At 44.1% G+C, this 20,922-nt stretch carries 21 protein-coding genes and 1 pseudogene; 16 read left to right on the top strand and 6 right to left on the bottom strand.

What is annotated here, in order from left to right:
• Positions 1-376: 376 nt before the first annotated feature.
• On the top strand, positions 377-538 hold the full coding sequence (locus BLV54_RS15965; RefSeq protein ID WP_176969677.1) for a hypothetical protein: 162 nt from the start codon (positions 377-379) through the stop codon (positions 536-538).
• Positions 539-905: 367 nt separating this feature from the next.
• Here the strand turns inward: BLV54_RS15965 and BLV54_RS04840 are convergent, their stop codons facing one another.
• Positions 906-2,105, bottom strand: a complete 1,200-nt coding sequence (locus BLV54_RS04840; RefSeq protein ID WP_090568569.1) for an acetyl-CoA C-acyltransferase — start codon at positions 2,103-2,105, stop codon at positions 906-908.
• 43 nt (positions 2,106-2,148) lie between these two features.
• Complete coding sequence (locus tag BLV54_RS04835) at positions 2,149-4,644, bottom strand: 3-hydroxyacyl-CoA dehydrogenase/enoyl-CoA hydratase family protein (protein ID WP_090568567.1); 2,496 nt, start codon at positions 4,642-4,644, stop codon at positions 2,149-2,151.
• A gap of 336 nt (positions 4,645-4,980) precedes the next feature.
• On the opposite strand from BLV54_RS04835, the gene BLV54_RS04830 reads away from it, so the two are divergent.
• The 12 genes from BLV54_RS04830 to BLV54_RS04780 all read left to right on the top strand — a co-directional run bounded on the left by BLV54_RS04830 (position 4,981) and on the right by BLV54_RS04780 (position 12,795).
• Positions 4,981-5,310: a hypothetical protein gene (locus BLV54_RS04830; RefSeq protein ID WP_090568564.1), complete on the top strand. Its 330-nt coding sequence runs from the start codon at positions 4,981-4,983 to the stop codon at positions 5,308-5,310.
• Between the two features lie 468 nt (positions 5,311-5,778).
• A complete protein-coding gene (locus tag BLV54_RS04825) occupies positions 5,779-6,144 on the top strand; it encodes a hypothetical protein (protein WP_090568561.1) in 366 nt (121 codons plus the stop codon).
• 60 nt (positions 6,145-6,204) lie between these two features.
• Positions 6,205-6,489, top strand: a complete 285-nt coding sequence (locus BLV54_RS04820; protein ID WP_090568558.1) for a PepSY domain-containing protein — start codon at positions 6,205-6,207, stop codon at positions 6,487-6,489.
• 127 nt (positions 6,490-6,616) lie between these two features.
• Positions 6,617-6,835, top strand: a complete 219-nt coding sequence (locus BLV54_RS15445; protein ID WP_143032420.1) for a hypothetical protein — start codon at positions 6,617-6,619, stop codon at positions 6,833-6,835.
• A 17-nt stretch (positions 6,836-6,852) separates the two neighbouring features.
• Complete coding sequence (locus BLV54_RS04815) at positions 6,853-7,536, top strand: response regulator transcription factor (RefSeq protein WP_090568555.1); 684 nt, start codon at positions 6,853-6,855, stop codon at positions 7,534-7,536.
• The gene (locus tag BLV54_RS04810) at positions 7,533-8,870 is read left to right on the top strand and encodes an ATP-binding protein (RefSeq protein ID WP_090568553.1); all 1,338 of its coding nucleotides are present in this window, start codon (positions 7,533-7,535) and stop codon (positions 8,868-8,870) included. Before BLV54_RS04815 ends, BLV54_RS04810 begins: the two co-directional genes overlap by 4 nt.
• A gap of 272 nt (positions 8,871-9,142) precedes the next feature.
• A complete protein-coding gene (ispD, locus tag BLV54_RS04805; protein WP_090568550.1) occupies positions 9,143-9,847 on the top strand; it encodes a 2-C-methyl-D-erythritol 4-phosphate cytidylyltransferase in 705 nt (234 codons plus the stop codon).
• The gene (gene ispF, locus BLV54_RS04800; protein ID WP_090568548.1) at positions 9,844-10,341 is read left to right on the top strand and encodes a 2-C-methyl-D-erythritol 2,4-cyclodiphosphate synthase; all 498 of its coding nucleotides are present in this window, start codon (positions 9,844-9,846) and stop codon (positions 10,339-10,341) included. The genes ispD and ispF overlap by 4 nt, the downstream gene beginning before the upstream one ends.
• A complete protein-coding gene (thpR, locus tag BLV54_RS04795) occupies positions 10,334-10,885 on the top strand; it encodes an RNA 2',3'-cyclic phosphodiesterase (protein ID WP_090568545.1) in 552 nt (183 codons plus the stop codon). Before ispF ends, thpR begins: the two co-directional genes overlap by 8 nt.
• 43 nt (positions 10,886-10,928) lie before the next feature.
• A complete protein-coding gene (gene tsaB / locus BLV54_RS04790) occupies positions 10,929-11,603 on the top strand; it encodes a tRNA (adenosine(37)-N6)-threonylcarbamoyltransferase complex dimerization subunit type 1 TsaB (RefSeq protein ID WP_090568542.1) in 675 nt (224 codons plus the stop codon).
• Entirely contained in the window at positions 11,600-12,061 is a 462-nt protein-coding gene (gene rimI / locus BLV54_RS04785) for a ribosomal protein S18-alanine N-acetyltransferase (RefSeq protein ID WP_090568539.1), read from the top strand. Before tsaB ends, rimI begins: the two co-directional genes overlap by 4 nt.
• Positions 12,058-12,795, top strand: a complete 738-nt coding sequence (locus tag BLV54_RS04780) for a uracil-DNA glycosylase (protein WP_090568536.1) — start codon at positions 12,058-12,060, stop codon at positions 12,793-12,795. Before rimI ends, BLV54_RS04780 begins: the two co-directional genes overlap by 4 nt.
• A 135-nt stretch (positions 12,796-12,930) precedes the next feature.
• Here BLV54_RS04780 and lplT read toward each other — a convergent pair whose 3' ends face one another.
• On the bottom strand, positions 12,931-14,208 hold the full coding sequence (lplT, locus tag BLV54_RS04775) for a lysophospholipid transporter LplT (protein WP_090568533.1): 1,278 nt from the start codon (positions 14,206-14,208) through the stop codon (positions 12,931-12,933).
• 215 nt (positions 14,209-14,423) lie between these two features.
• Complete coding sequence (locus BLV54_RS04770) at positions 14,424-15,026, bottom strand: septal ring lytic transglycosylase RlpA family protein (RefSeq protein WP_256329133.1); 603 nt, start codon at positions 15,024-15,026, stop codon at positions 14,424-14,426.
• A 519-nt stretch (positions 15,027-15,545) separates the two neighbouring features.
• Between BLV54_RS04770 and prfB the strand changes: the two genes are divergently transcribed.
• A protein-coding gene (gene prfB, locus BLV54_RS04765; RefSeq protein ID WP_143032419.1) for a peptide chain release factor 2 occupies positions 15,546-16,659 on the top strand; the annotation gives its coding sequence in 2 pieces (ribosomal slippage) (positions 15,546-15,626 and positions 15,628-16,659; 1,113 coding nt in all).
• Between the two features lie 91 nt (positions 16,660-16,750).
• On the opposite strand, the gene BLV54_RS17090 is transcribed toward prfB, so the two are convergent.
• Positions 16,751-18,064 carry a CAP domain-containing protein gene (locus BLV54_RS17090; protein ID WP_090568525.1) on the bottom strand — a complete coding sequence of 438 codons (1,314 nt, stop codon included), beginning with the start codon at positions 18,062-18,064 and terminating at the stop codon, positions 16,751-16,753.
• A 718-nt stretch (positions 18,065-18,782) separates the two neighbouring features.
• Between BLV54_RS17090 and BLV54_RS04755 the strand changes: the two genes are divergently transcribed.
• Both BLV54_RS04755 and BLV54_RS04750 read left to right on the top strand, forming a co-directional pair.
• Positions 18,783-19,160: a VOC family protein gene (locus tag BLV54_RS04755; protein WP_090568521.1), complete on the top strand. Its 378-nt coding sequence runs from the start codon at positions 18,783-18,785 to the stop codon at positions 19,158-19,160.
• A 405-nt stretch (positions 19,161-19,565) separates the two neighbouring features.
• On the top strand, positions 19,566-20,300 hold the full coding sequence (locus BLV54_RS04750) for a DUF2971 domain-containing protein (protein ID WP_176969676.1): 735 nt from the start codon (positions 19,566-19,568) through the stop codon (positions 20,298-20,300).
• Positions 20,301-20,700: 400 nt separating this feature from the next.
• Here BLV54_RS04750 and BLV54_RS04745 read toward each other — a convergent pair.
• Positions 20,701-20,922 (bottom strand): annotated as a pseudogene (locus tag BLV54_RS04745) (IS110 family transposase); the annotation flags it as partial.

Genomic DNA, 20,922 nt, shown 5'->3' with positions numbered 1-20,922 from the left:
GCTATTTTCCTAGCTTGGATGGGGCTGGGCGTCAATATTGATATTGTTATCATTATGAGACTCACAAACATCACAAATGTTCCCCATTTTTTGATAAAGTCTTAGACAGATTATTGAAATAAATCGTATATTAGTATTGATTTTTCAGACTTTGATTTTAATTAAAAATTAGCCTTTACGTATTTGCACGTATTTAATTATTTTCAATTTTAATATAGTCTTTAATTATTAATATTTGGCAATTTACCTGGATGGAATCAGTGATTTAATATTCTGAGCTGTATCGCTGGATATCACTGTTTTTATAAGACAAAAAGGATTACCAGATGGGGCGCGAGATGAAGCACTATTATCACATACCATGGGGGTGAGCCGCTTGAGCAAACTGCAAGCCTTCATGTCTGAGACCATCAAATTCCTTTTAGAAGTAGTGTCTGAACGTCCTGCTCATTCAATTCCGATTGATACGGTAAAAACCATTATTCATCTTGGCGTTAAGGAGAAGATTCGGGGGTTTTTCCCAAAGAAGGAATATTGAATTAAACAAAAACGAACTACAGGGAGAAATATTATGAGAGTTCTAGTTTATTTCAGATCAGGTGCTAGTCAAGTATTTATCGTTCCTCAAGATATTCCTGCTGTTGAATTTAGACGAGTCGCAGAAGCTGTAGGAGGATACGTTCATAGAGTAGAATTCATTCAGAAAAAAGCGAAATTACAAAAAATGAATACGTTCTCGTATTAGCAAAATAAATTTCTTCGACTTTATATTTCATTTCTAAATCAAACCTGACATTGTCGGCTTCACCTTGCCGTATTATTTATACTGTCTGCGGCTCGCTCTTGCGTCATGTTTGATTTGGAAATGGAATGACTCAAAAAAACGTCAACCTAATCAGGCTGGTTTATAATGCTTCAAATATTCCAGCTGCTCCCATCCCGCTGCCTACACACATTGTAATCATGCCATATTTCAGGTGATGTCGACGTAAGCCGTGCAGCAGCGTCGCGACGCGGATTGCGCCCGTTGCGCCAAGTGGATGACCCAGTGCAATAGCCCCTCCCAGGGGATTCACTTTGACTCGATCCAGTCCTAACTCATTGATAACAGCGAGGCTCTGTGCAGCAAATGCTTCATTCAGTTCAATCCAGTCAAGATCTTCCAGTTTCATACCAACTTGTTTCAGTACCTTGGGAATCGCCTTGGTTGGACCAATTCCCATTATTTCGGGTGGAACGCCTGCTACTGTATATCCAATAAACCGCCCAATTGGCTCTAAATTGAAGCGTTGTAATGCGGTTGCGCTCATGAGCACTACTGCACCTGCACCATCTGACATTTGTGAACTATTTCCTGCCGTGACCGAGCCGCCGGCTGCAAAGACTGATTTCAATTTTGCAAGCGCTTCTAAACTGGTATCGGCGCGAGGTCCTTCATCGGTGTCTTTCACAGATTTCACAGTTATGACTTCGTGTGAAGTTAAATCCGGTTTTTTTTCTTCGATCGGGTAGGGAGCAATTTCCTGTTTGAATTCGCCCGTTTCGATTGCTTTCAAGGCTCGTGTGTGGCTCATCAACGCAAACTCATCCTGCTGTTCACGAGAGACTTTCCATCGCTGAGCCACTTTCTCGCCGGTGATACCCATTCCATATGCAATAGCTACATTTTCATCGTGCATGAACATAGCTGGATTCAAGGCAACCTTATTGCCCATCATTGGTATCATGCTCATGCTTTCAGTACCACCCGCAATCATCACATCCGCTTCCCCCAGGCGAATACGGTCTGCAGCCAATGCAACTGTCTGCAACCCGGACGCACAAAAGCGATTGACTGTCATGCCTGATACGCTATTGGGCAATCCAGCCAGCAACAATGCCACACGCGCTACATTGATTCCTTGTTCCGCCTCCGGCATGGCACAACCGACGATCACATCTTCGATTGCAGCCGGATCAAGTCCCTCACATTGTTTCAACACTGCTTGCAGGACGTGGACAAGCATGTCATCGGGGCGAACATTTTTAAACATTCCGCGTGGGGCTTTACCGACGGGTGTGCGTACAGCAGCGACGATATAGGCATCCTGAGTTTGTTTGTTCATGGTTTTCTCCATCAATCTTTAAATAAGGATCTAATCACGATGACTAATTTCTGAGTGGTTTCCCTGTTTTCAAGGTGTGCGCGATACGCGCTTGAGTTTTCTCTGTTGCCAGCAATTCAATGAATGCTGTTCTCTCCAACCTGAGAAACCACTCTTCATCAACCAGACTGCCCGGCGTCAAGTCACCCCCACACATGACATGGGCGATTTTGCTGCCGATCAGATAATCGTGCTCAGAAATAAAGTGCCCCTCTAGCATATTGACTAATGTTCCTTTGATTGTCGCAATCCCAGTAGATCCTGCAACTGGGATTCCGCGCGGTATCAAAGGTGGACGATAACCTGATTCTGCCAGGGCAAGTGCTTGTATCTTCGCTGCGTGAAGAAGCTCAAAACGGTTCATGATGATCGGATCAGCCGGCAGTAAATAGCCTAGTTCTTTTGCTCCCTCAGCACTTTTTGCGAGTTGAGCCATTGCGACTGTCTGGAAATAATGTTTCAGTTGGGGAAAAGGATCACCATCTATTGCATTTCGTGCTGCTCTTAACGCCAGTTCTTTGCAGCCCCCACCGGCAGGCAATAAGCCCACGCCTGCCTCAACTAGACCGATATAGCTCTCCAGTGTGGCTACGGCGCGATCACAATGCATCACGAACTCACAGCCTCCTCCCAGAGCAAGCCCATCAACAGCTGCCACCGTTGGAATCGTGGAGTATCGGAGATGCTGCGATAGCTGCTGAAAGCGCGTGATCAGCGTTTCTACTTCCGCAAGCTTACCAGCCATCAGAGCATCCGCCAGATCCAGGCTACGCGCAGCCTGCAGAATGGTCGATTGAGCTGTTTTCTTGACCTTCTTCATGAATTGATCAAAAGCAGAAGGTGGCTCCTCGCTTTTTGGTTTTTCACTGGCTTTCTGCAGATTGGCACCTGCCGAGAAAGGGGGGTCGGTTTGCCAAATCACAAGTGCACGCCAATGACGTTCTGCCTCCTCGATTGCCTGCTGTAACCCATTGAGCACTTCGATATCGATTGTATGCATCTTACTTTTGAAGCTGACAATCGCAATTTCATCGCCGGTATGCCACATCCGAACAGCATCTGTTTCAAAGATGGTTTCACCGTATTTCCTTTCTTCACCCGCCAAGCGATCAGGAAACACTTGTCTGCGATATACCGGCAATGTTGATCGTGGTTGCATTGCATGCGCTAGCGGTGCGTAGGAGCCTTGCGTGGTATGTACACCTTGTGCGGCATTTTGTCCTGCCTCCTGGACCCAGGCAGGGAGGAGAGTGTTACTCATGCTCTTGCCTGCAGCGATATCTTCATTGATCCAGGCAGCTATCTGATTCCAACCGGCAGTTTGCCAGATTTCAAATGGCCCCTGATTCCAGCCAAACCCCCAGCGAATCGCGAGATCAAGATCACGTGCATTATCTGCAATTGTGGCCAAATGTACAGCGCAGTAATGGAACAGATCACGATGTATTGCCCACAAAAATTGAGCTTGTGGATGCTCGCTGGTTCGCAAAGCTGCAAATTTTTCGACTGGATTCTTTTGCTTGAGTAGCGATTCAACATCGCTATCCAATGTATCTTCAGAAAGACGGTAAGTATTTGTAGCTAAATCGAGTACCTGAATTTCTTTATTAATTTTTTGATAGATTCCTTTTCCTGATTTTTGGCCGAGTGCGCCTTGATCGATCAAGGTTTGTAACCAACTGGGAGTGATGTAATAGTTATGCCAGGGATCATCGGTCAGTGCTTTATGCATGGTATCAATGACGTGTGACAGAATATCCAGTCCTACCACATCTGCAGTGCGGAAAGTGGCGCTCTTAGGGCGACCAATGAGGGACCCCGTCAGCTTGTCAACCAGATCAAAGCCTAAGCCAAATTCTCTTGCATGATGCATAATCGCCAGCATGGAAAACACACCTACACGGTTAGCGATAAAGTTAGGTGTATCTTTCGCACGAATGACTCCTTTCCCCAGATAAGTCACTAAAAATGCTTCCAGATCATCAAGTATTCTGACGTCGCTCTCTTTGCAGGGAATCATTTCGACCAAATGCATATAGCGCGGTGGATTAAAAAAATGGATACCGCAAAAGTGATGACGTAATTCCTCAGGGAAGGCTTGCGCCAATTGATTAATCGATAAACCAGACGTATTGCTCGCAAAAATGGTATGCGGACCGAGATGAGGCGCAACCTTAGTATACAGATCGGTTTTCCAATCTATACGTTCAGCGATCGCTTCGATAACAAGATCACAGTCCGTGAGTAACCCGAGATGCTGATCATAATTGGCGGATTGAATACAAACTGCTTTGGAAGCTATAGATAACGGAGCAGGCTCGAGTTTTTTTAGTTTCTCGATTGCTTTCGCTGCTGGCGCACTGGGATCGCCAGATTCAGCGGGCAGCTCAAATAACAGTGTTTCAATGTTAGCATTTACCAAATGCGCTGCAATCTGCGCCCCCATGACTCCTGCACCCAGTACTGCGGCTTTGCGCACAATAAAGCGATAGTCACTCAATTTTATCCCTCCGCTCGATCTGGTTATTGGATGAAGCTGCTAAGGCAGCACATTCCTGCATAATTCCTTGATTACATCTTATTCAGATGACTATTTCAAGCTCTTTGATCAAAAGATTACAAGTATGAACTTCAAAGAGCAAGCGGGAACCGTTTCATTTCTGTAAAGATTGATGTTAATTACGCAAGCAAAATAAGGTACAAGCATTTGTCGTTCTGTTTCTTTCTTTTCAGATTGTTCAGCTTGTATTCATGATCCCCAGTATAAAGTGATCAGCAACAGAAGAAAGATAGAAAGATATTCTGATCAATAAAAAAACAACTAAGGAGGTGTAACATGAAAACGAGAACTAAAATAAGCATACCAGTAAAATTATTATCTGGAATGTTATTGAGCGTTGCTTTAACGATTCCCATGGTGGTTGAAGCTGGCAGAGGCCATCATCGCCACCACCACCATCACCATCATCATCGCCACCATCATCATGATCATGGTCGTCACCATCATCATGACCATCGTCACCACCATCATCATTACAATACACGGAATATTTATTACAACCAACCCTATTATCCTCCCGCTTATGGTGGTTATTATGGCGCAGTACCGGGAAACTTTTTCCTCGGCATTAACACGGGGAATGCCCGTTTTATGTTAGGCTATTAACTGGAGTATTTTACCAGACCGACGCTTATATCAATGCAAAGAAGGAAGAATCAAGATATGAGGGTATCTTATGGATAAAACTAACTTGCACTGACTGGCCTTTACTGGCGCTAGGCGGTCGTTTTATGGCATTTTTTTTGTGCCTCTGCTTCACATCAATAGACTCGGTTATTAGTTTGACCGCAGTACACGCAAATCTGCGCACAGAACGCTTCACTCTCTCATTCTGCGTCCTGGCGAAATATTCGGGCAAGGATCGCCAGATTCAGCGGGCAGTCCAAATAATAATGTTTTATTATTTAGCATTGACCAAATGTGCTGCGATCATGCGTACCCATGATTCCTGCAAATAGCAAATCCTATTTTTTATTCTTTTCTGATTGTTCAGCTTGTGTTTATTATCTCCAGGATAAAGTGATCACCAACAGAAGAAATTCTGATCAATAAAAATAATCAAGGAGGCATACCATGAAGATGAGAACTAAAAGGAATACGCTAATAAAATTGTTAGCTGCATTGTTGTTGAGTGTTGCGCTAGCGGTTCCCATGGTAGTTGAAGCTGGAAGAGGTCACCACTACTACCATCATCATGACCATGACGATGACTATGACGATGACTATGACGATGATTATGATGATTATCATGAACATCATTATTACGACCCCGGACCAGGATATGGTGGTTATGGCCGGCCGCATCATCACCATAATCATTACATTACGCGGAACATTTATTATGACCAACCTTATTATCCACCCGTTTATGGCGTAGCACCGGGTAACTTTTTCCTGGGTATTGGCACGGGAGATGCCCGTTTTATGTTAGGCTATTAAGGATCATGCCCGGTGTAGAAAACGTTATTCTGCCACCGGCTGGCTTATAGCTATTAGAGAATGATGACATATCGATATTGCTTGGTGATTGCTATTTTTATTGCATTCTTTATGCCTGCGATCACTCTTGCACAGAAAAATTCTCCTTATTATCAACCAAGCACTCAGCATACGGAAATTTCCCAACAACAAGCAGTTACCATTGCACAGCAACATATTCCAGGGCGCCTTTTATCTGTCCAGCGTGCGTCTGATAGCTATCGTGTCAAGATTTTAAGTAGCAGAGGAACTGTACGCATTGTGACAATAGACGCTAATAGTGGTGCGGTTATCGCTACTCATTAATACTCATTAAAACAGAGAGTATCTCCATGCAATTCTGCCCAACTGGATTATCAAGTTTGCAGATCTTTACTGAATAAACACTTAACCTAAAAACCGCAGTTGACCGCTTGATTGGAGAGTTAATCCCATGATATATAGAGGTATTTTAGAGATTTTCTTGTTCACTGGAATAGTGAGGCCGCTACAAGGTGCATCGTATGTCTCTCCAGGCACGAATACGGCGTTGCTCTTTGTTGTGGGGGGCGACCCTGCGATTTCATCGCGCCTTGCCTCGCATCTGGATCACCACACGCTCCATCCCGTCCAACTGCGGTTTTTAGGTTTAACACAATATCTGATTATTTAAGCTACTCGATTGACATCATGCGAATCTTAGTTATTGAAGATGAAACCAAGTTGCAAAAGCAAATTAGTCAGCAACTGGAAGCGGATGGATACATGGTCGATACTTGTGATAACGGTGAGGAAGGTTTGTATATCGCAAGTGAGTATCCATTAGATGCAGCTATTGTTGATATCGGTTTGCCTGGTTTATCTGGCCTAGAAGTTATTGCTGCTTTACGAAAGCGAGGAAGCTTGCTGCCCATACTTATTCTTACAGCACGCAATAGCTGGCAAGATAAGGTTAAAGGTTTGGAGATGGGTGCGGATGATTATCTTGCCAAGCCATTTCAAATGGAAGAATTACAAGCCAGACTCAAGGCACTGCTGCGTCGTGCAACTGCCATTCCGAGTACAACGTTGAAGTCTGGACCTATTACACTGAATATGACCGAACAAACGGTTAAATTAAGTGATGACCTCGTTGATCTGACTACTTTTGAATATCGCTTACTGGAGCATTTTATGCGTCATCAGGGTGAAGTCATTTCAAAACAGACACTTACTGATTATCTTTATTCCCACGATGATAATCATGATAGTAATGTGTTAGAGGTTATGATTGGACGTTTGCGCCGTAAACTTGATCCTGACGGAAAGCTTAACCCAATAGAAACGTTACGTGGACGTGGCTATCGCTTTGCGATCAAATCCTCATCATCATGAAATCACTTAATCAGCGTATTCTATTCAGTGCCTCATTGGTACTTTTTATCTTTATTGTGGGTACTGCGTTGACGCTGGATCGTGCCTTTTACGATAGTGGTCAGAGGGCGCTACAAGATCGGATGCTTGGCAAGCTTTTTCTACTGATGGGGGAGGTTGAAGTGGATGACAATGGTAGTTTATCCATGCCAGAAGAGCTCCCGGCTTTAATTGAATTCGAGCAGCTCAATTCAGGTGTTTATGCATTTATTACTGATCAGACAAATACCCCTATCTGGAGATCGTTTTCTACTTTGAGTATCCCCATACCGGCACGAGCCATTCTATTAGAGGGAGAGAAAAAATTCGAGCAGATTACGCTTAATGATGAGCCACACTTCATTTATAGTTTTGCTGTAGACTGGGAAACAGATGGGGGTGATTATCCGCTTACTTTTCATGTGATCATGGAGAGTATCTCGCTTGAAGCGCAAATAGACAGCTATCGTAGAGATTTGTGGGGCTGGCTGGGGGTGATGGGATTATTATTATTGATTATGCAGATGCTGGTGTTGCATTGGGGACTTCGACCGATGCGACAGGTTTCGTCAGAGCTGAATGCCGTTGAATCAGGAGTGCAAGAAAGTGTGCAAGGGATCTACCCAGTCGAATTAAAACGCCTTACCGACAATATCAATTCGTTGATTCAACACGAACGAAAACATCAACAGCGTTACCGCAATGCACTAGCCGATCTAGCGCATAGCCTTAAAACACCTCTGACTATTCTGCGAGGTGCAAGCAGAACTGAAAAACTTTCACAGAATATGCAAACTGTTCTCGATGAACAGATCGATCAGATGGATAGCATTATTCAGTATCAGTTACGTCGTGCTGCGACAGCTGGTAGCTCGCCTGGAACAAGGCTGACTGCATTACGCCCAGTTGTTGAGAAAATTGTTAATACGGTCAATCGCGCCCATTTCGAGAAATGTCCAGAGATTGTCATTGAAATTGAGCCTGAGCTTTGTTTGAGGATGGATGAGGGTGATTTGATGGAGCTGCTCGGGAATTTAATTGATAACGCATTCAAATGGTGTCGGCAAGCGGTTGCCATATCAGCCCAGTATGCACACGATGATATCGTGCTCAAAGTAGAAGACGATGGTCCCGGTATCAAACAGGAAGAAATAGGCAGGCTCCTCGAACGAGGAGTCAGAGCTGATCAAGCGATGCCAGGCCATGGTATCGGCTTGGCCATTGTTCGGGATATTGTTCAGGCGTACGATGGTGCCTTATCTATCGGGCCGAGCAGGAACATTGGTGCATCTTTTATCATCAGAATAAAGCGTTAATAGAAATTCTTGCAAATCAGGCTATTTCAGTCTTAAATTGTGCATCTTTTTATTGATGCGCAATGATCGTCTACTTGAGTCCTCTGCGTTTGTAATGCGTCAAACAAGAAAGGATGTGAGATAATTACGAACAAGCACTCTACTAAGCTCATATAAGTAATAACAGACCATGAACTATCCGCTGCGGTAAACATTGCTGATTTCTGAATTGAAAAAACAGAGCTTAAATACTGCGCAGCCTTCATCCCATTAAACCAGTTGAGAAACCAAGCATGGCTAGATTTATCGCATTGATTCCTGCTGCAGGCTCCGGTTCGCGCATGAATAATCAATTGCCAAAACAGTATTTATCTTTGGCTGGTAAACCAATGATTTATCATGCCTTGCATACATTGTGCAGTTCCTCGCGTATCTTCAAGGTATTTGTTATTCTTGCCCCGGATGATAATGAATGGGGCCATTACGATTGGTCATCCTTTTCTGACAAACTGGCCGTGCGGTATTGCGGAGGGGCAACGCGCGCTGACAGCGTATTGAATGGATTGAAGTCAATGCAAGCAGACGCGCCTATCCGTCATGATGATTGGGTCCTCGTGCATGATGCTGCACGTCCTTGCCTGACTATCTCTCAGCTTGATCAACTCATTGATGTGCTGGCAGTAGATGAGGTTGGCGGGTTATTGGCTATTCCGGTCGCGGATACCTTAAAACGCGCTGATCCAAATCAACGTGTTATGTGTACAGAATCCAGAAATGGTTTATGGCAAGCGCAAACGCCGCAAATGTTTCGCCTGGGTCTTTTAATGGATGCGCTGGGTAAAGTGGATAGTACCACTATAACGGATGATGCCAGCGCGATCGAGGCTTTGGGGTTTCGTCCCAGATTGGTGCTGAGCGATGCTTATAACTTCAAAGTCACTTATCCTCAAGATTTGGCTTTAGCAGAACTTATTTTGCAAAAAAGGGAAACGAAGTGAAGAATATAAGAGTTGGCCAGGGTTTTGATGTGCATCAACTGGTAGAAGGTCGCGATCTGATCATTGGTGGGGTAACGATTCCTTACGAGAAAGGATTATTGGGGCATTCTGACGCGGATGTACTGCTGCATGCGCTGTGTGATGCATTAATCGGTGCAGCTGCATTAGGCGATATCGGTCAGCATTTTTCAGATAAGGATGCACGTTATAAAGATATTGACAGCCGCGTGCTATTACGTGAGGTGTACCGGTTGTTGATCAGCAAACGCTACAGGGTCATCAATATCGATGCAACTATAATTGCACAGGCACCTAAAATGGCCCCGCACATCCTGGCGATGGTTGCTAACATTGCCCAAGATTTGAATATGTCTGCCAGCGATATTAATATCAAGGCAAAAACTGCGGAGAAACTGGGTTTTGTAGGCCGGGGAGAGGGAATTGTGGCCGAAGCCATCTGTTTGATCGCGAAAACTGACGACATTTGTGATTGAAGCAAATATTTCTCCAGAAGAGACCATAAAAGTTTTTTTTGCAGTCTGGCCTGATGCCGCTGCTCAAGAAAAACTGAGTAAACTAGCCGGCCAACTGGCTAGCCTTTGTAGTGGCAGGGAAATCCACCCCTTCCTGATCCATCTCACCTTGGTATTTATTGGGAATGTAACTAGCCAGCAACTAGAAACGCTGCGCCAGGTAGCGAATGAAGTCAAGCAATTAAGCTTTGATTTGACTATGGATGAAATTCAATACTGGCAGCATAACCGCATTGTTCATGTTGGCCCAAGCCAATGTCCTGCAGAGCTTTCTGCATTGGTAAACGATTTGCAGAATAGATTGTCTCAGGCAGGTTTCTCGCTTGAAAAACGCCGCTATATTCCGCACATTACTTTGGTAAGAAAAGCTTTATGCAAAAATTTGCCAAATTTGACAACTTCGATTACCTGGCACGTCAATGAATGGACATTGGTGCAATCCAAACAGACCGATCAGGGCTCTGTTTATGTTTCACTTGATCGCTGGCCTCTGAAAGAAGTTTGATGCGGTATCACATTGTTCTTCAGAAAGATTCCTTTAGTTTCCAATGAAAATTCTAGCACTTGATACTTCTACTGAATATTGTTCACTGGCACTGTGGCTGGAGGGTGAGACGCTGAGCAGGGAAGTATTGGCTGGGCAAAAGCATACTGAATTGCTGCTGCCGATGCTGCAGGAAATGCTGGCTGAATCCGGGCTGGCTTTGACTCAATTAGACGGCTTTGCTTTCGGTGCCGGTCCAGGATCATTTACGGGTGTACGGATAGCGTGTGGCATAGTGCAAGGGTTGGCGTTTGCGACAGATCTGCCTGTTATTGGGATCAGCACGTTGGAAGCAATGGCGCAAAGAATTGGTGCAAGCCACGTCATGACAGCGCTTGATGCGCGTATGGGTGAAATTTATTATGCCGCTTATATTCAAGCGGCTGATGATTGGTCAATTGTACAAGCACCCATACTCTGTTTGCCCCAACATATCCCTCAGCCTCCGGGTGAGGGCTGCTGGGTTGGGTGTGGCAGCGGTTTTGATCAGTACCATGAGCTGCTAAGCCAGCTCTATAGCAACAGTTTGTGTCGAATTGAGTTGGGGTGTTATCCGCACGCTCAAGAAATTGCGCTGCTCGCTGCTCCAAAATTGATGAAAGGATTAGGCATTGCTGCCGAAGAGGCTGCTCCTGTTTATATACGAAACAAGGTGGCTTTGAAGGAAAGCGAGCGATGAGTGATTCCTTGCAAGAAGTCTATCACATCCGGGAAATGCGCTTGGAGGATGTGCGTCGTGTCATTCTCATTGAACGTGAAATTTTTCTTTTTCCCTGGACAGAGATGAATTTTGCTGACTCGATCACAGCAGGTTACCACTGTCGCGTAATAGAGTTAAATGATTTGCTTATCGGTTACGGTATCATGATGATAGGTCCAGATGAGGCCCATATTCTGACGATTGGCATCTCAGCTCAATGGCAGCATCAGGGCTGGGGTCGCAGGCTGCTGCAGTATTTCATTGATCTTGCCGGACAACAGCAATCTGTAGCAGTATTGCTGGATGTGCGCATGTCCAATAGCGTTGCGGCCAATTTATACCGACAACTAGGTTTTGAACAAATCGCGATTCGTAAAGGATATTATCCTGCCATGTGTGGGCGTGAAGACGCGCTGGTGATGAGACTGAAGTTATGAGTCAACGACGCAAAGAGATATTAAGAGAACTCGGTTTGACCCCTATTTGGCGTCGGAGGGGAGATAATGCTCTGAGCGAGCCAGCACCATCGACTTTGACGATTGATCAGTCTGTTCCAGTAGTCAATGCCACAATAACAGCAACTAATGATCGAGAAGCGCAAATTTCAAGGATGGATTGGGCGCAGCTCAAAGCTGCAGTTGCTGGCTGTACGGCATGCCCGCTCTGTCAGTCAAGAACGCAAACGGTGTTCGGAGTGGGTGATGAACAGGCCGATTGGTTGTTTATCGGTGAAGGACCCGGTGCGAAAGAAGATGAAATAGGAGAGCCGTTCGTTGGTCAAGCAGGTAAATTGCTTGACAATATGCTGAGGGCTATTCAATTGCAGCGCGGTGATCGGGTTTATATCACCAATATCGTAAAATGCCGCCCGCCTAATAATAGAAATCCTGAGCCCAGCGAGGCTGAGCAGTGCCACCCTTATCTGGCACGACAGATTGTATTGATTAAACCCAAGCTTATTGTTGCATTAGGAAAAATTGCGGCACAGAATTTATTGCATACCAATGAAAGTATTGCCAATCTCCGTGGCAAGTTACATTATTATTCAGATATTCCTTTGATCGTTACTTATCATCCCGCCTATCTATTACGCGCACTCGCAGAGAAAGCCAAGGCATGGGAAGATTTATGCTTTGCCAAAGCAACTATGCAATCCTTGTTAACGCAATGATTTTCTCGGTAAAGCAGTTATTCCATTTCTAGATCAAACCTGACTTTGTCGGCTTCTCCTTGCCGTATTATTTATACTGTCTGTGGTTCGCTCTTGCGTCATTTCTGATTTGGAAATGGAATTACATGATAATCATCAATGTATTTTATGCATACCAATCATATGAAGTGAATCCTGCTTGCTTTGATTAAACAGGTGCCATTTATGGATGAGAATCATGGTCACAGCCACAAATAAACCAAATAGCGCAATTACAACATAAATATGCACATCCAGCATGATGAGCAGCGCATACAGCGATATCATGACAAGAATACTGAGATTCTCGTTGAAATTCTGCACTGCGATCGAATGACCGGCGCCCATTAAAATATATCCGCGATGCTGTAGTAGGGCATTCATTGGTACCACAAAAAAACCAGCCAGACTACCGATCAAAATAAGCAACACAATCGCAATCCATAAATCTCGCACAGTAATCATTATCATAACGACTAAGCCCATGGCAATACCGAGTGGAATGACTTTTGCTGAATCGCGCAGAGTGATTAATTTAGCAGCCAAGACCGCTCCGAGCGCAATGCCGAGTGCCACTACACCTTGTAATTGCGCCGCTTCATTGAGTGGAAAGCCAAGTGCGATATCAGCCCATTTCAAAACAATAAACTGCAAAGTGGCGCCTGCTCCCCAGAACAAAGTTGTGACAGCAAGCGAGATTTGTCCAAGCTTGTCGGTCCATAATAACTTGACGCAATGTGCAAATTCGTGGATCAGAAATGACGGATTCTTTCTGAGTATTCGATGATCAATCCCTGTATTGGGTATGAATAAATTAAAAGTGGCTGCAATCATATAACACACTGCAACAAGCAGAAGAGCTACTTCTATTGGTGTATTTAATAGCCCTATATCAATGAAAGGAAAATCAAGCGATAGCAAGACAGACGAAATGGCTGGGGTGATGAGAAGCCCACCAAACACTGTGCCAAGTACGATAGACGCTACAGTTAATCCTTCAATCCAGCCGTTGGCAATGACCAATTTTTCCGGTGGCAACAACTCAGTCAATATGCCGTACTTTGCAGGAGAATAAGCAGCTGCACCCAACCCCACTATAGCATAGGCTCCAAGCGCAAAATACTGATGCATGGCAAGGAACAGAAGGGCACAGCCAACGATTTTAATCGAGTTGCTGATAAGCATGACCCGCCCCTTAGCCATGGAATCAGCAAATGCACCAACAAAGGGTGCCAGGATAACATAGAACAGCACAAATACGAATTTGAGCATGGGGGTAAGAAAAGCGGGGGCATGCAAGTCAGTTAATAGCGCGATCGCTACTACCAATAATGCATTATCAGCTAATGACGAAAAAAATTGTGCCGCCATTATCGTAAAGAATCCGCGCTCCAAGTGTCCTCCTTAAATAACCTCGATTTAAAATCTTTCAGTAATGCTTATTAGAAAGTAGCAGTTTATATCCTGAAATAAATAGCTACCCGTAAGCTGAATAATACCTTTTATGTGCTTCATTTAGATGAATATTTTATTTCGTCTTAGCAAGACGGCAAAATATCAATACTATGGCGGTAACTCTCCTGAATGATAGTTCCCGTGAAACCAGGCTGTTATGGATTGCTGGCTAGACTCTCAAGGTATTCTACCCTTACTTGACCAAGACCATGTAAACCAATCTTTTTAGCCGCACCATGTGATAGGTCAATTAATCTGTTTCTTTTGAAAGGACCACGATCGTTGACAACGACATCGACGGTACGGCCATTACTAAGATTGGTAACCCTTACTTTGGTGGGCAAGGGGAGGGTCTTATGTGCAGCAGTCAGCCCTTGCGGATTAAAACGTGTACCCATCGCAGTTCGATTACCCGATTCTTTGCCATACCATGAAGCAATTCCTTTCTCACGATAACCTGCTGCTGAGGACATTGGATAATATGTTTTACCTCCTACTTTATAGGGTCTATTGTACGATGCATTATTTTTATAGGGTGCAGCTTGCTTGGTCCGGGATACTGATGAGGTAGGAGTTTTTGTGGGAGTAGAACAGCCACTGAATAAAAAGACGAGCAGCAATATCAATATCCCAGTAGTGCTTGAACGTGGTAGCTTGCTAGTCGTTCGCAATTCTATAAACTTGATCGTAAATAGTTCATAAACTGGATTTGTTTTTGTTTTAAGTAGACTGAATCTTGATTCTATTATCGTCATCATCACCTTTGTTATCTTTTTTAAGGTTGTTCAATAGCATTTTGATTTCGGCTAGAGAACATTTAGCTCAGACTGAACGTTATTAGATTAGCTTTGTTTCAGATTTCACAAACTTTCCCAACTATTGGAATCAAATTGTGTAACTCATTGCAATGAGGAACACCAGATTTAATATCATAACAATCGTTTCTCATTTGGCCAAATATGATAGAGCTAAATTATTTATTGTTGTACTAGAAAATTTATGCTTGCCCAGAATTTTTGAAGATTGATGCTAATGATATGAAGAAACAACAAAAATTTTCGATTAAGTAATTTTGGTGTTTACGATGCAGAGGCTGGAGGAAGGTAATTAACAGTTGTTACTTTGGCAGGATATGCGCCGGATACCCTGGTAAATCTTAATAGTATCAATCTAGTCGGCTTGATACAGTCAGGAACTGGGTTTATCTTGTAATCAGGCAAATTGACTCAATAAGCGCTACAATATTTCTTTGATTATATATTTTGGATTGTAAACGTATGGAAGTAGAACAACTCAATAGCCTGATTCATGACCTCGCCGATCTCAGTGATCGAGAAAAATCATTGCGGAGGTATCTTTGACTTCGATAATAAGAAGCTACGCCTGACTGAAGTCACGCGGCAGGCAGAAGATCCAGCAGTCTGGAGCGATGCTCAGCGTGCTCAGGAGCTAGGGCGCGAGAAAAAAATGCTGGAAAGTGTGGTATCGATGCTTGAGGCGATCGACAGGCAGTTACAGGATGCCGATGAATTACTGCAGATTGCGAAAGAAGAAAATGACGAAGCAACTTTGCAAAGCATTGTATCTGACGTCGCGCAACTCGAGAAGAAGGTAGCGGATATGGAGTTCCGCCGCATGTTTTCAAATCCTATGGATCCCAGCAATTGTTTTGTCGATATTCAATCTGGTTCAGGGGGTACAGAGGCCCAAGATTGGGCATCCATGTTGGAAAGAATGTATTTACGCTATTGCGAGCGCCGCGATTTTGCAGTAGAGGTGCTTGAAGAGTCTGCGGGCGACATCGCAGGAATTAAAAGTGCCACGCTCAAAGTGACGGGTGATTATGCCTATGGCTATTTACGGACCGAAACAGGAGTACATCGCCTGGTGCGTAAATCACCGTTTGATTCGGGTAACCGCCGTCATACCTCTTTTGCCAGTGTATTCGTTTACCCGGAAGTCGATGATAGTATCGAGATTGACATCAACCCAGCAGATTTGCGTGTGGATACCTTCCGAGCATCTGGAGCAGGTGGTCAGCATATCAATAAGACCGACTCGGCTGTCCGGATTACCCATCTTCCTACCAATATCGTGGTGCAATGCCAAAGTGGTCGATCCCAGCATCGGAATAGAGCAGATGCCATGGCCATGCTGAAATCACGTCTCTACGAGGCAGAATTGCGGAAGCGTAATGAGACCAAGCAAGCGGTAGAGGATGCTAAGACTGATATCGCATGGGGTTATCAGATCCGTTCCTATGTGCTGGATCAATCTCGCATTAAGGATTTACGGACTAATGTTGAAATCGGCAACACGCAAGCAGTACTTGATGGCGATCTGGATGATTTTATCGAAGCCAGTTTGAAACAGGGTGTTGATGCTGTCTAAATTTAGAAAAAAGAACAGACCACAATCTAACTTCTGTTAAATTGTAGTCTGTTTACGGAGGAGTTTCACATGTTAATTTTTACCTGGGTGATCAGAGATCAAAGATAATCGTACCTGCGGTAATATCATTCAAATTGATACCAACTAGATTAATAGACGCATCTTGGCCAAACTCAATAGTAGTACCATCCGTTGTTTGATTAATATTTGTAATAAATGAAACGAGTTGCTCGATACTATTGATTCCAAATTTTCCAGAATCAAAGAATAAGTAATCTTCACCAATAGTAAAATCATTCACTTGGAAATGACCCAATGTATAAAAGCCAAAGGTGTCGTTTCCTTCTTTACCAGTAAGATCGTTATTTACGACATTGTTATTATTTCCTCCCGAACCTGGGATTACATTATCGTCAGGAGGAGTGACCAGCGTATCCGGATTCGATGAGTTATCAGTGACCGTATTGGGTTCAGGAGCTGGTGTTGGTTCAGTAGTGGGTGTTGATTCAGGAGTCGGTGTTGGCTCAGAAGTTGATATTGACTCAGAAGTTGCTGCTGGTACAGGAGCTGGTGTTGATTCAGGAGCTGGAGTTGGCTCAGAAGCTGGTGCTGGTTCAGGAGTCGGTGCTGGTACAGGAGTTGGTGTTGGCCCGGGAGTTGGTGCTGGTACAGGAACGGGCGTACTATCACCCGTGACTGGATCAATCAGATCCTGCTTGATATTCTTGCTACCGATGCTAACTTGCTGAGTGGTTGTAGTAAATCCGTTACCAGCAAAACTGACTGTATAGTTTCCAGAAGCGAGCTCCAATTCATAACCGCCAGCTGAGCTGGTCTGTGTCGTTGTGACAATGCCAGTTGCATTATTTTTGGCACTCACAGTAAAGTTGCCTAACCCTTCATTGATATCGTAATGCTTATCGCCATCCAAGTCATCAAATGCAACCCCTGTCAGAAAAGGATTTGTTGCCGTTTTGGCAAAATCTTGCGTAACGAAAGCACCTTCGTAACTGCTGTACGGACCAACTTCTAGACCAACCCCAATTTCACGGAAATTGTCATTTAAGATATTGGCCCTATGACCAGATGAATTCATCAACGAGGTGTGTAATTGCTCCACTTCATCTACCAGACCAGCCGGTGCGCTGGTGCTCCTCCAGCCGATATTTTCTCCCCAGGTCCAAGCGCCGGAGAATGTGTAACCTGCTGCTCCCATACGATCACCAGCGCTTGATCCACCTGCGCCTGTGTGAGAGAAAGTGTCGGTTGCGATCATCCAGCTGCTATGATTTTCTGCCGCTTCATTCAGATCACCATCGAAGGCGAGAGGTTGAGCACCAACCTTAGCACGTTCAGCATTAATAAGTTCCAGCATGTATTGCTCATAAGCATTTGCTTGAGACATAAATGTGACTCCATTTTTTGGATTTGTAGAATTTAAAGAGTAAAGAGTATTGTTCTAAAAGCAGTTTTAGCTTTTTGCTTATAGAGCAAAACTCTTTAGTCTCCTTCTACAAAAGGCAATATCTATGCCAAAAAATATTTATGCTAAGAGAATCAGTTACTTTTGTTTTCTTTAAAAATAAGAAAGAAATCTGAATGTCTCTGCTCAGCTACATAAAAGTTAGTAAATTTAATTAATACTATGTTTTATAGTAGTTTTCTTATGTGGTCGTAAGGAGACAATTTATGCAAATTGAGTTAACAATTTACTCGAATCCAGTATGAACGACGTTAAAAGCCGATGTGATGCTACTTTTTGGGTTTAGAAAATGATCTTAAAAAATGGTTGGCTTGCGTAAAATCACTTTCTAGCCTAAAAACTGCTATAAGGACTTTATCCGTAAATGCAAGGTGAATTTTTTTCCCTTAATGGGATTGGAGCGAATACATAGTTCCCTGCTATTGCCAGCTGGAAAGGGCCCGACAAACATAACAACTTTGTTGATGTTAATGTCAAAAGTTTAGAAAATATACGAAAACCATATAGTTATTCCATTTCTAAATCAAACCTGATTTTGTCGGCTTCACCTTGCCGTATTATTCATACTGTCTGCGGCTCGCCTTCGCGTCATGTTTGATTTAGAAATGAAATTACTTGTTAGGCCAACACGGAGGAAGCTGTGAATACTATTTCATATTTTGAAATCCAATCCGCTCATCCAGAAGCTGCAGTGAACTTCTATCGAGAGATTTTCGGGTGGCGGTTTACGAAGGATGAGAATATACCGATTCCATACTGGCGCATTGAGACTGATGGGATTCGAGGCGGTTTACTTCATCGGCCAGCTCTGACGCCACCGCAGGAGTGTGGAACAAACGCATACGTGTGCTCAGTCGAAGTGGTAGACATCGACACATTAGCTGACAAAATAGCATCGCTTGGTGGCCAAGTCGCGTTACCGAAATTCGCGGTTCCTGGCGTGTGTTGGCAAGCATACTTTATTGACACTGATGGAAATACGTTCGGACTCTTTCAGTCCGATCCCGAAGCGCGCTAGTAGGATTCTCAACATCGCAAATGAAATGGCATTTGCCTGGTAGAAATGTATAAGGTGTGCAGTTTGTAGTGTATCTGGTCCAAAAATCATGATCTATTCATCATATTTGTGGATCTAGCAAATTTTGTTATGATGAAAACTAAATCGACGTAATTTTATAAAACATAAAGAGATAGTATGCAATTTGCCGTGTTAGATTTCATTTTTGACGTAATATATTGCGTCATTTCGGACGTTTAATTCTATTAGGCCGCATTAGAACGTTGTCCTGAATGCATGTATAGAGCAAGCCATGGGAAGGTTCCCGCTGATGAGGCGCTGTTATGGCGCTACGTATCCTTTTCCAAGTTCGTAGACCTCCTTCAACGCAAGCAGCTGTACTTCTGCCGACTAGACAAGCTGCAGATGCTTGACCCGCATGAATATTCCAATATTAGTCCGATATTTGGACTCACAGACCCAAGCACCCTAGACCCTTCTCGCTCAGGAGCCTTAGTCGGCCAGCCCGAGGAAGTGCAACAAGCAGTATTGGCGCACTATGCGACTCAACGTGCTGAGCTGGAAAAGTACAACAGGCACGTACTTGACCTTGAAATGCGGCACATGGCGGCACAAGCAGTTTGCTGTTGGCGCCATGACTCATCTGAGTCCCACGCAATGTGGCAGGTGTACGCACCTTCCGCTGAAGGAATCGCAATTCGCACGACAGTAGAGCGCCTGAAGGCTTCCATAGCGGACAAGCGTTCAATTGACATTGGCATGGTTTCCTACTACGACAGTTCTGGACACTTCCCCACCGAGAAAAAAGACGTCGGTCAGCTCAGAGTCGTATCGGCCGCCCAGACCAATGTGGATCAGTGCCTTCACAAGCAGCCATGGTATGAATATGAACGAGAGCTGCGGGTGCTTCTCATCAACGAGAGATTTCCCGAGCCGCTGGCTCCGCCGGAGCTGTACGTTGATGTGAATCTTGATATTCTCCTAGATGCCATCGTGCTTAGTCCAACGGCACCATCTTGGTTTGAAAACGTTGTTCGCAACGTTGCTGGCTCATACATAGATCGCATCGCACGATCTGCAATGGCACAGCCACGGCCGATATACCAGACCCAGACGGCCTTAGGCAGGGTACGGCAGTGAGGCGTGCAATATCGTCATCACTTAGGAGAGCCATACATGATCAAGTACATAAAAGGTATCAGTCATTGTATAGTGCATGAAGTGCATATCACTATCATCTTTTACTAGAAACGACAAAGGCAAAATCTATCTCAAATATAATGTTCATTATAGTACTGTTAGTCAGTTAATTCGTTCATTCTGCAAGATGCAATGACTGACACCTTTTGCACCTTTTCTGACTATGTTATGCCTACTGCCTTAGGGGTAATCACTATCATCTTTTGCTAGAAACACTAAAGGCAAATCTATCTCAAATATAATGTTCATTACAGTATTATTAATCGGTTAATTCGTTCATTTTGCAATATACAATGACTGAACATCCCATTTAAATTTTCAAGCGATTTTTGTAATCTATTTACCGAGTTTCGTATTTTCTCCCTTGCTTGGTCATTGACCAGATGACCCTTACCAAATGGCGGCCTAGAGCTCGAATTGCTTGATTGTGTTTTTTGCCCTCGGCGCGTTTTTTGTCATAATACTGACGCGATGCCGGAACACAGGCAATATGCCGCGCTACAGCCACCATCATGGCTGCTTTCGCTCTGGTATTGACTTGACGTGGTGTTTTGCTACTGAT

Source organism: Nitrosomonas sp. Nm33 (assembly GCF_900107265.1).
Lineage (GTDB): Bacteria > Pseudomonadota > Gammaproteobacteria > Burkholderiales > Nitrosomonadaceae > Nitrosomonas.
This window is presented reverse-complemented; position numbering and strand designations above follow the sequence as displayed.

Bases quoted from the DNA above. Each gene is read 5' to 3' on its own strand.
- BLV54_RS04815 (WP_090568555.1), top strand. From the start codon at position 6,853: ATGCGAATCTTAGTTATTGAAGATGAAACCAAGTTGCAAAAGCAAATT.
- ispD (WP_090568550.1), top strand. From the start codon at position 9,143: ATGGCTAGATTTATCGCATTGATTCCTGCTGCAGGCTCCGGTTCGCGC.
- BLV54_RS04780 (WP_090568536.1), top strand. From the start codon at position 12,058: ATGAGTCAACGACGCAAAGAGATATTAAGAGAACTCGGTTTGACCCCT.
- BLV54_RS04840 (WP_090568569.1), bottom strand. From the start codon at position 2,105: ATGAACAAACAAACTCAGGATGCCTATATCGTCGCTGCTGTACGCACA.
- BLV54_RS04825 (WP_090568561.1), top strand. From the start codon at position 5,779: ATGAAGATGAGAACTAAAAGGAATACGCTAATAAAATTGTTAGCTGCA.
- BLV54_RS04820 (WP_090568558.1), top strand. From the start codon at position 6,205: ATGATGACATATCGATATTGCTTGGTGATTGCTATTTTTATTGCATTC.
- BLV54_RS04770 (WP_256329133.1), bottom strand. From the start codon at position 15,026: ATGATGACGATAATAGAATCAAGATTCAGTCTACTTAAAACAAAAACA.
- tsaB (WP_090568542.1), top strand. From the start codon at position 10,929: ATGAAAATTCTAGCACTTGATACTTCTACTGAATATTGTTCACTGGCA.
- BLV54_RS04750 (WP_176969676.1), top strand. From the start codon at position 19,566: ATGCTTGACCCGCATGAATATTCCAATATTAGTCCGATATTTGGACTC.
- BLV54_RS17090 (WP_090568525.1), bottom strand. From the start codon at position 18,064: ATGTCTCAAGCAAATGCTTATGAGCAATACATGCTGGAACTTATTAAT.
- BLV54_RS04830 (WP_090568564.1), top strand. From the start codon at position 4,981: ATGAAAACGAGAACTAAAATAAGCATACCAGTAAAATTATTATCTGGA.
- rimI (WP_090568539.1), top strand. From the start codon at position 11,600: ATGAGTGATTCCTTGCAAGAAGTCTATCACATCCGGGAAATGCGCTTG.
- BLV54_RS15445 (WP_143032420.1), top strand. From the start codon at position 6,617: ATGATATATAGAGGTATTTTAGAGATTTTCTTGTTCACTGGAATAGTG.
- BLV54_RS04810 (WP_090568553.1), top strand. From the start codon at position 7,533: ATGAAATCACTTAATCAGCGTATTCTATTCAGTGCCTCATTGGTACTT.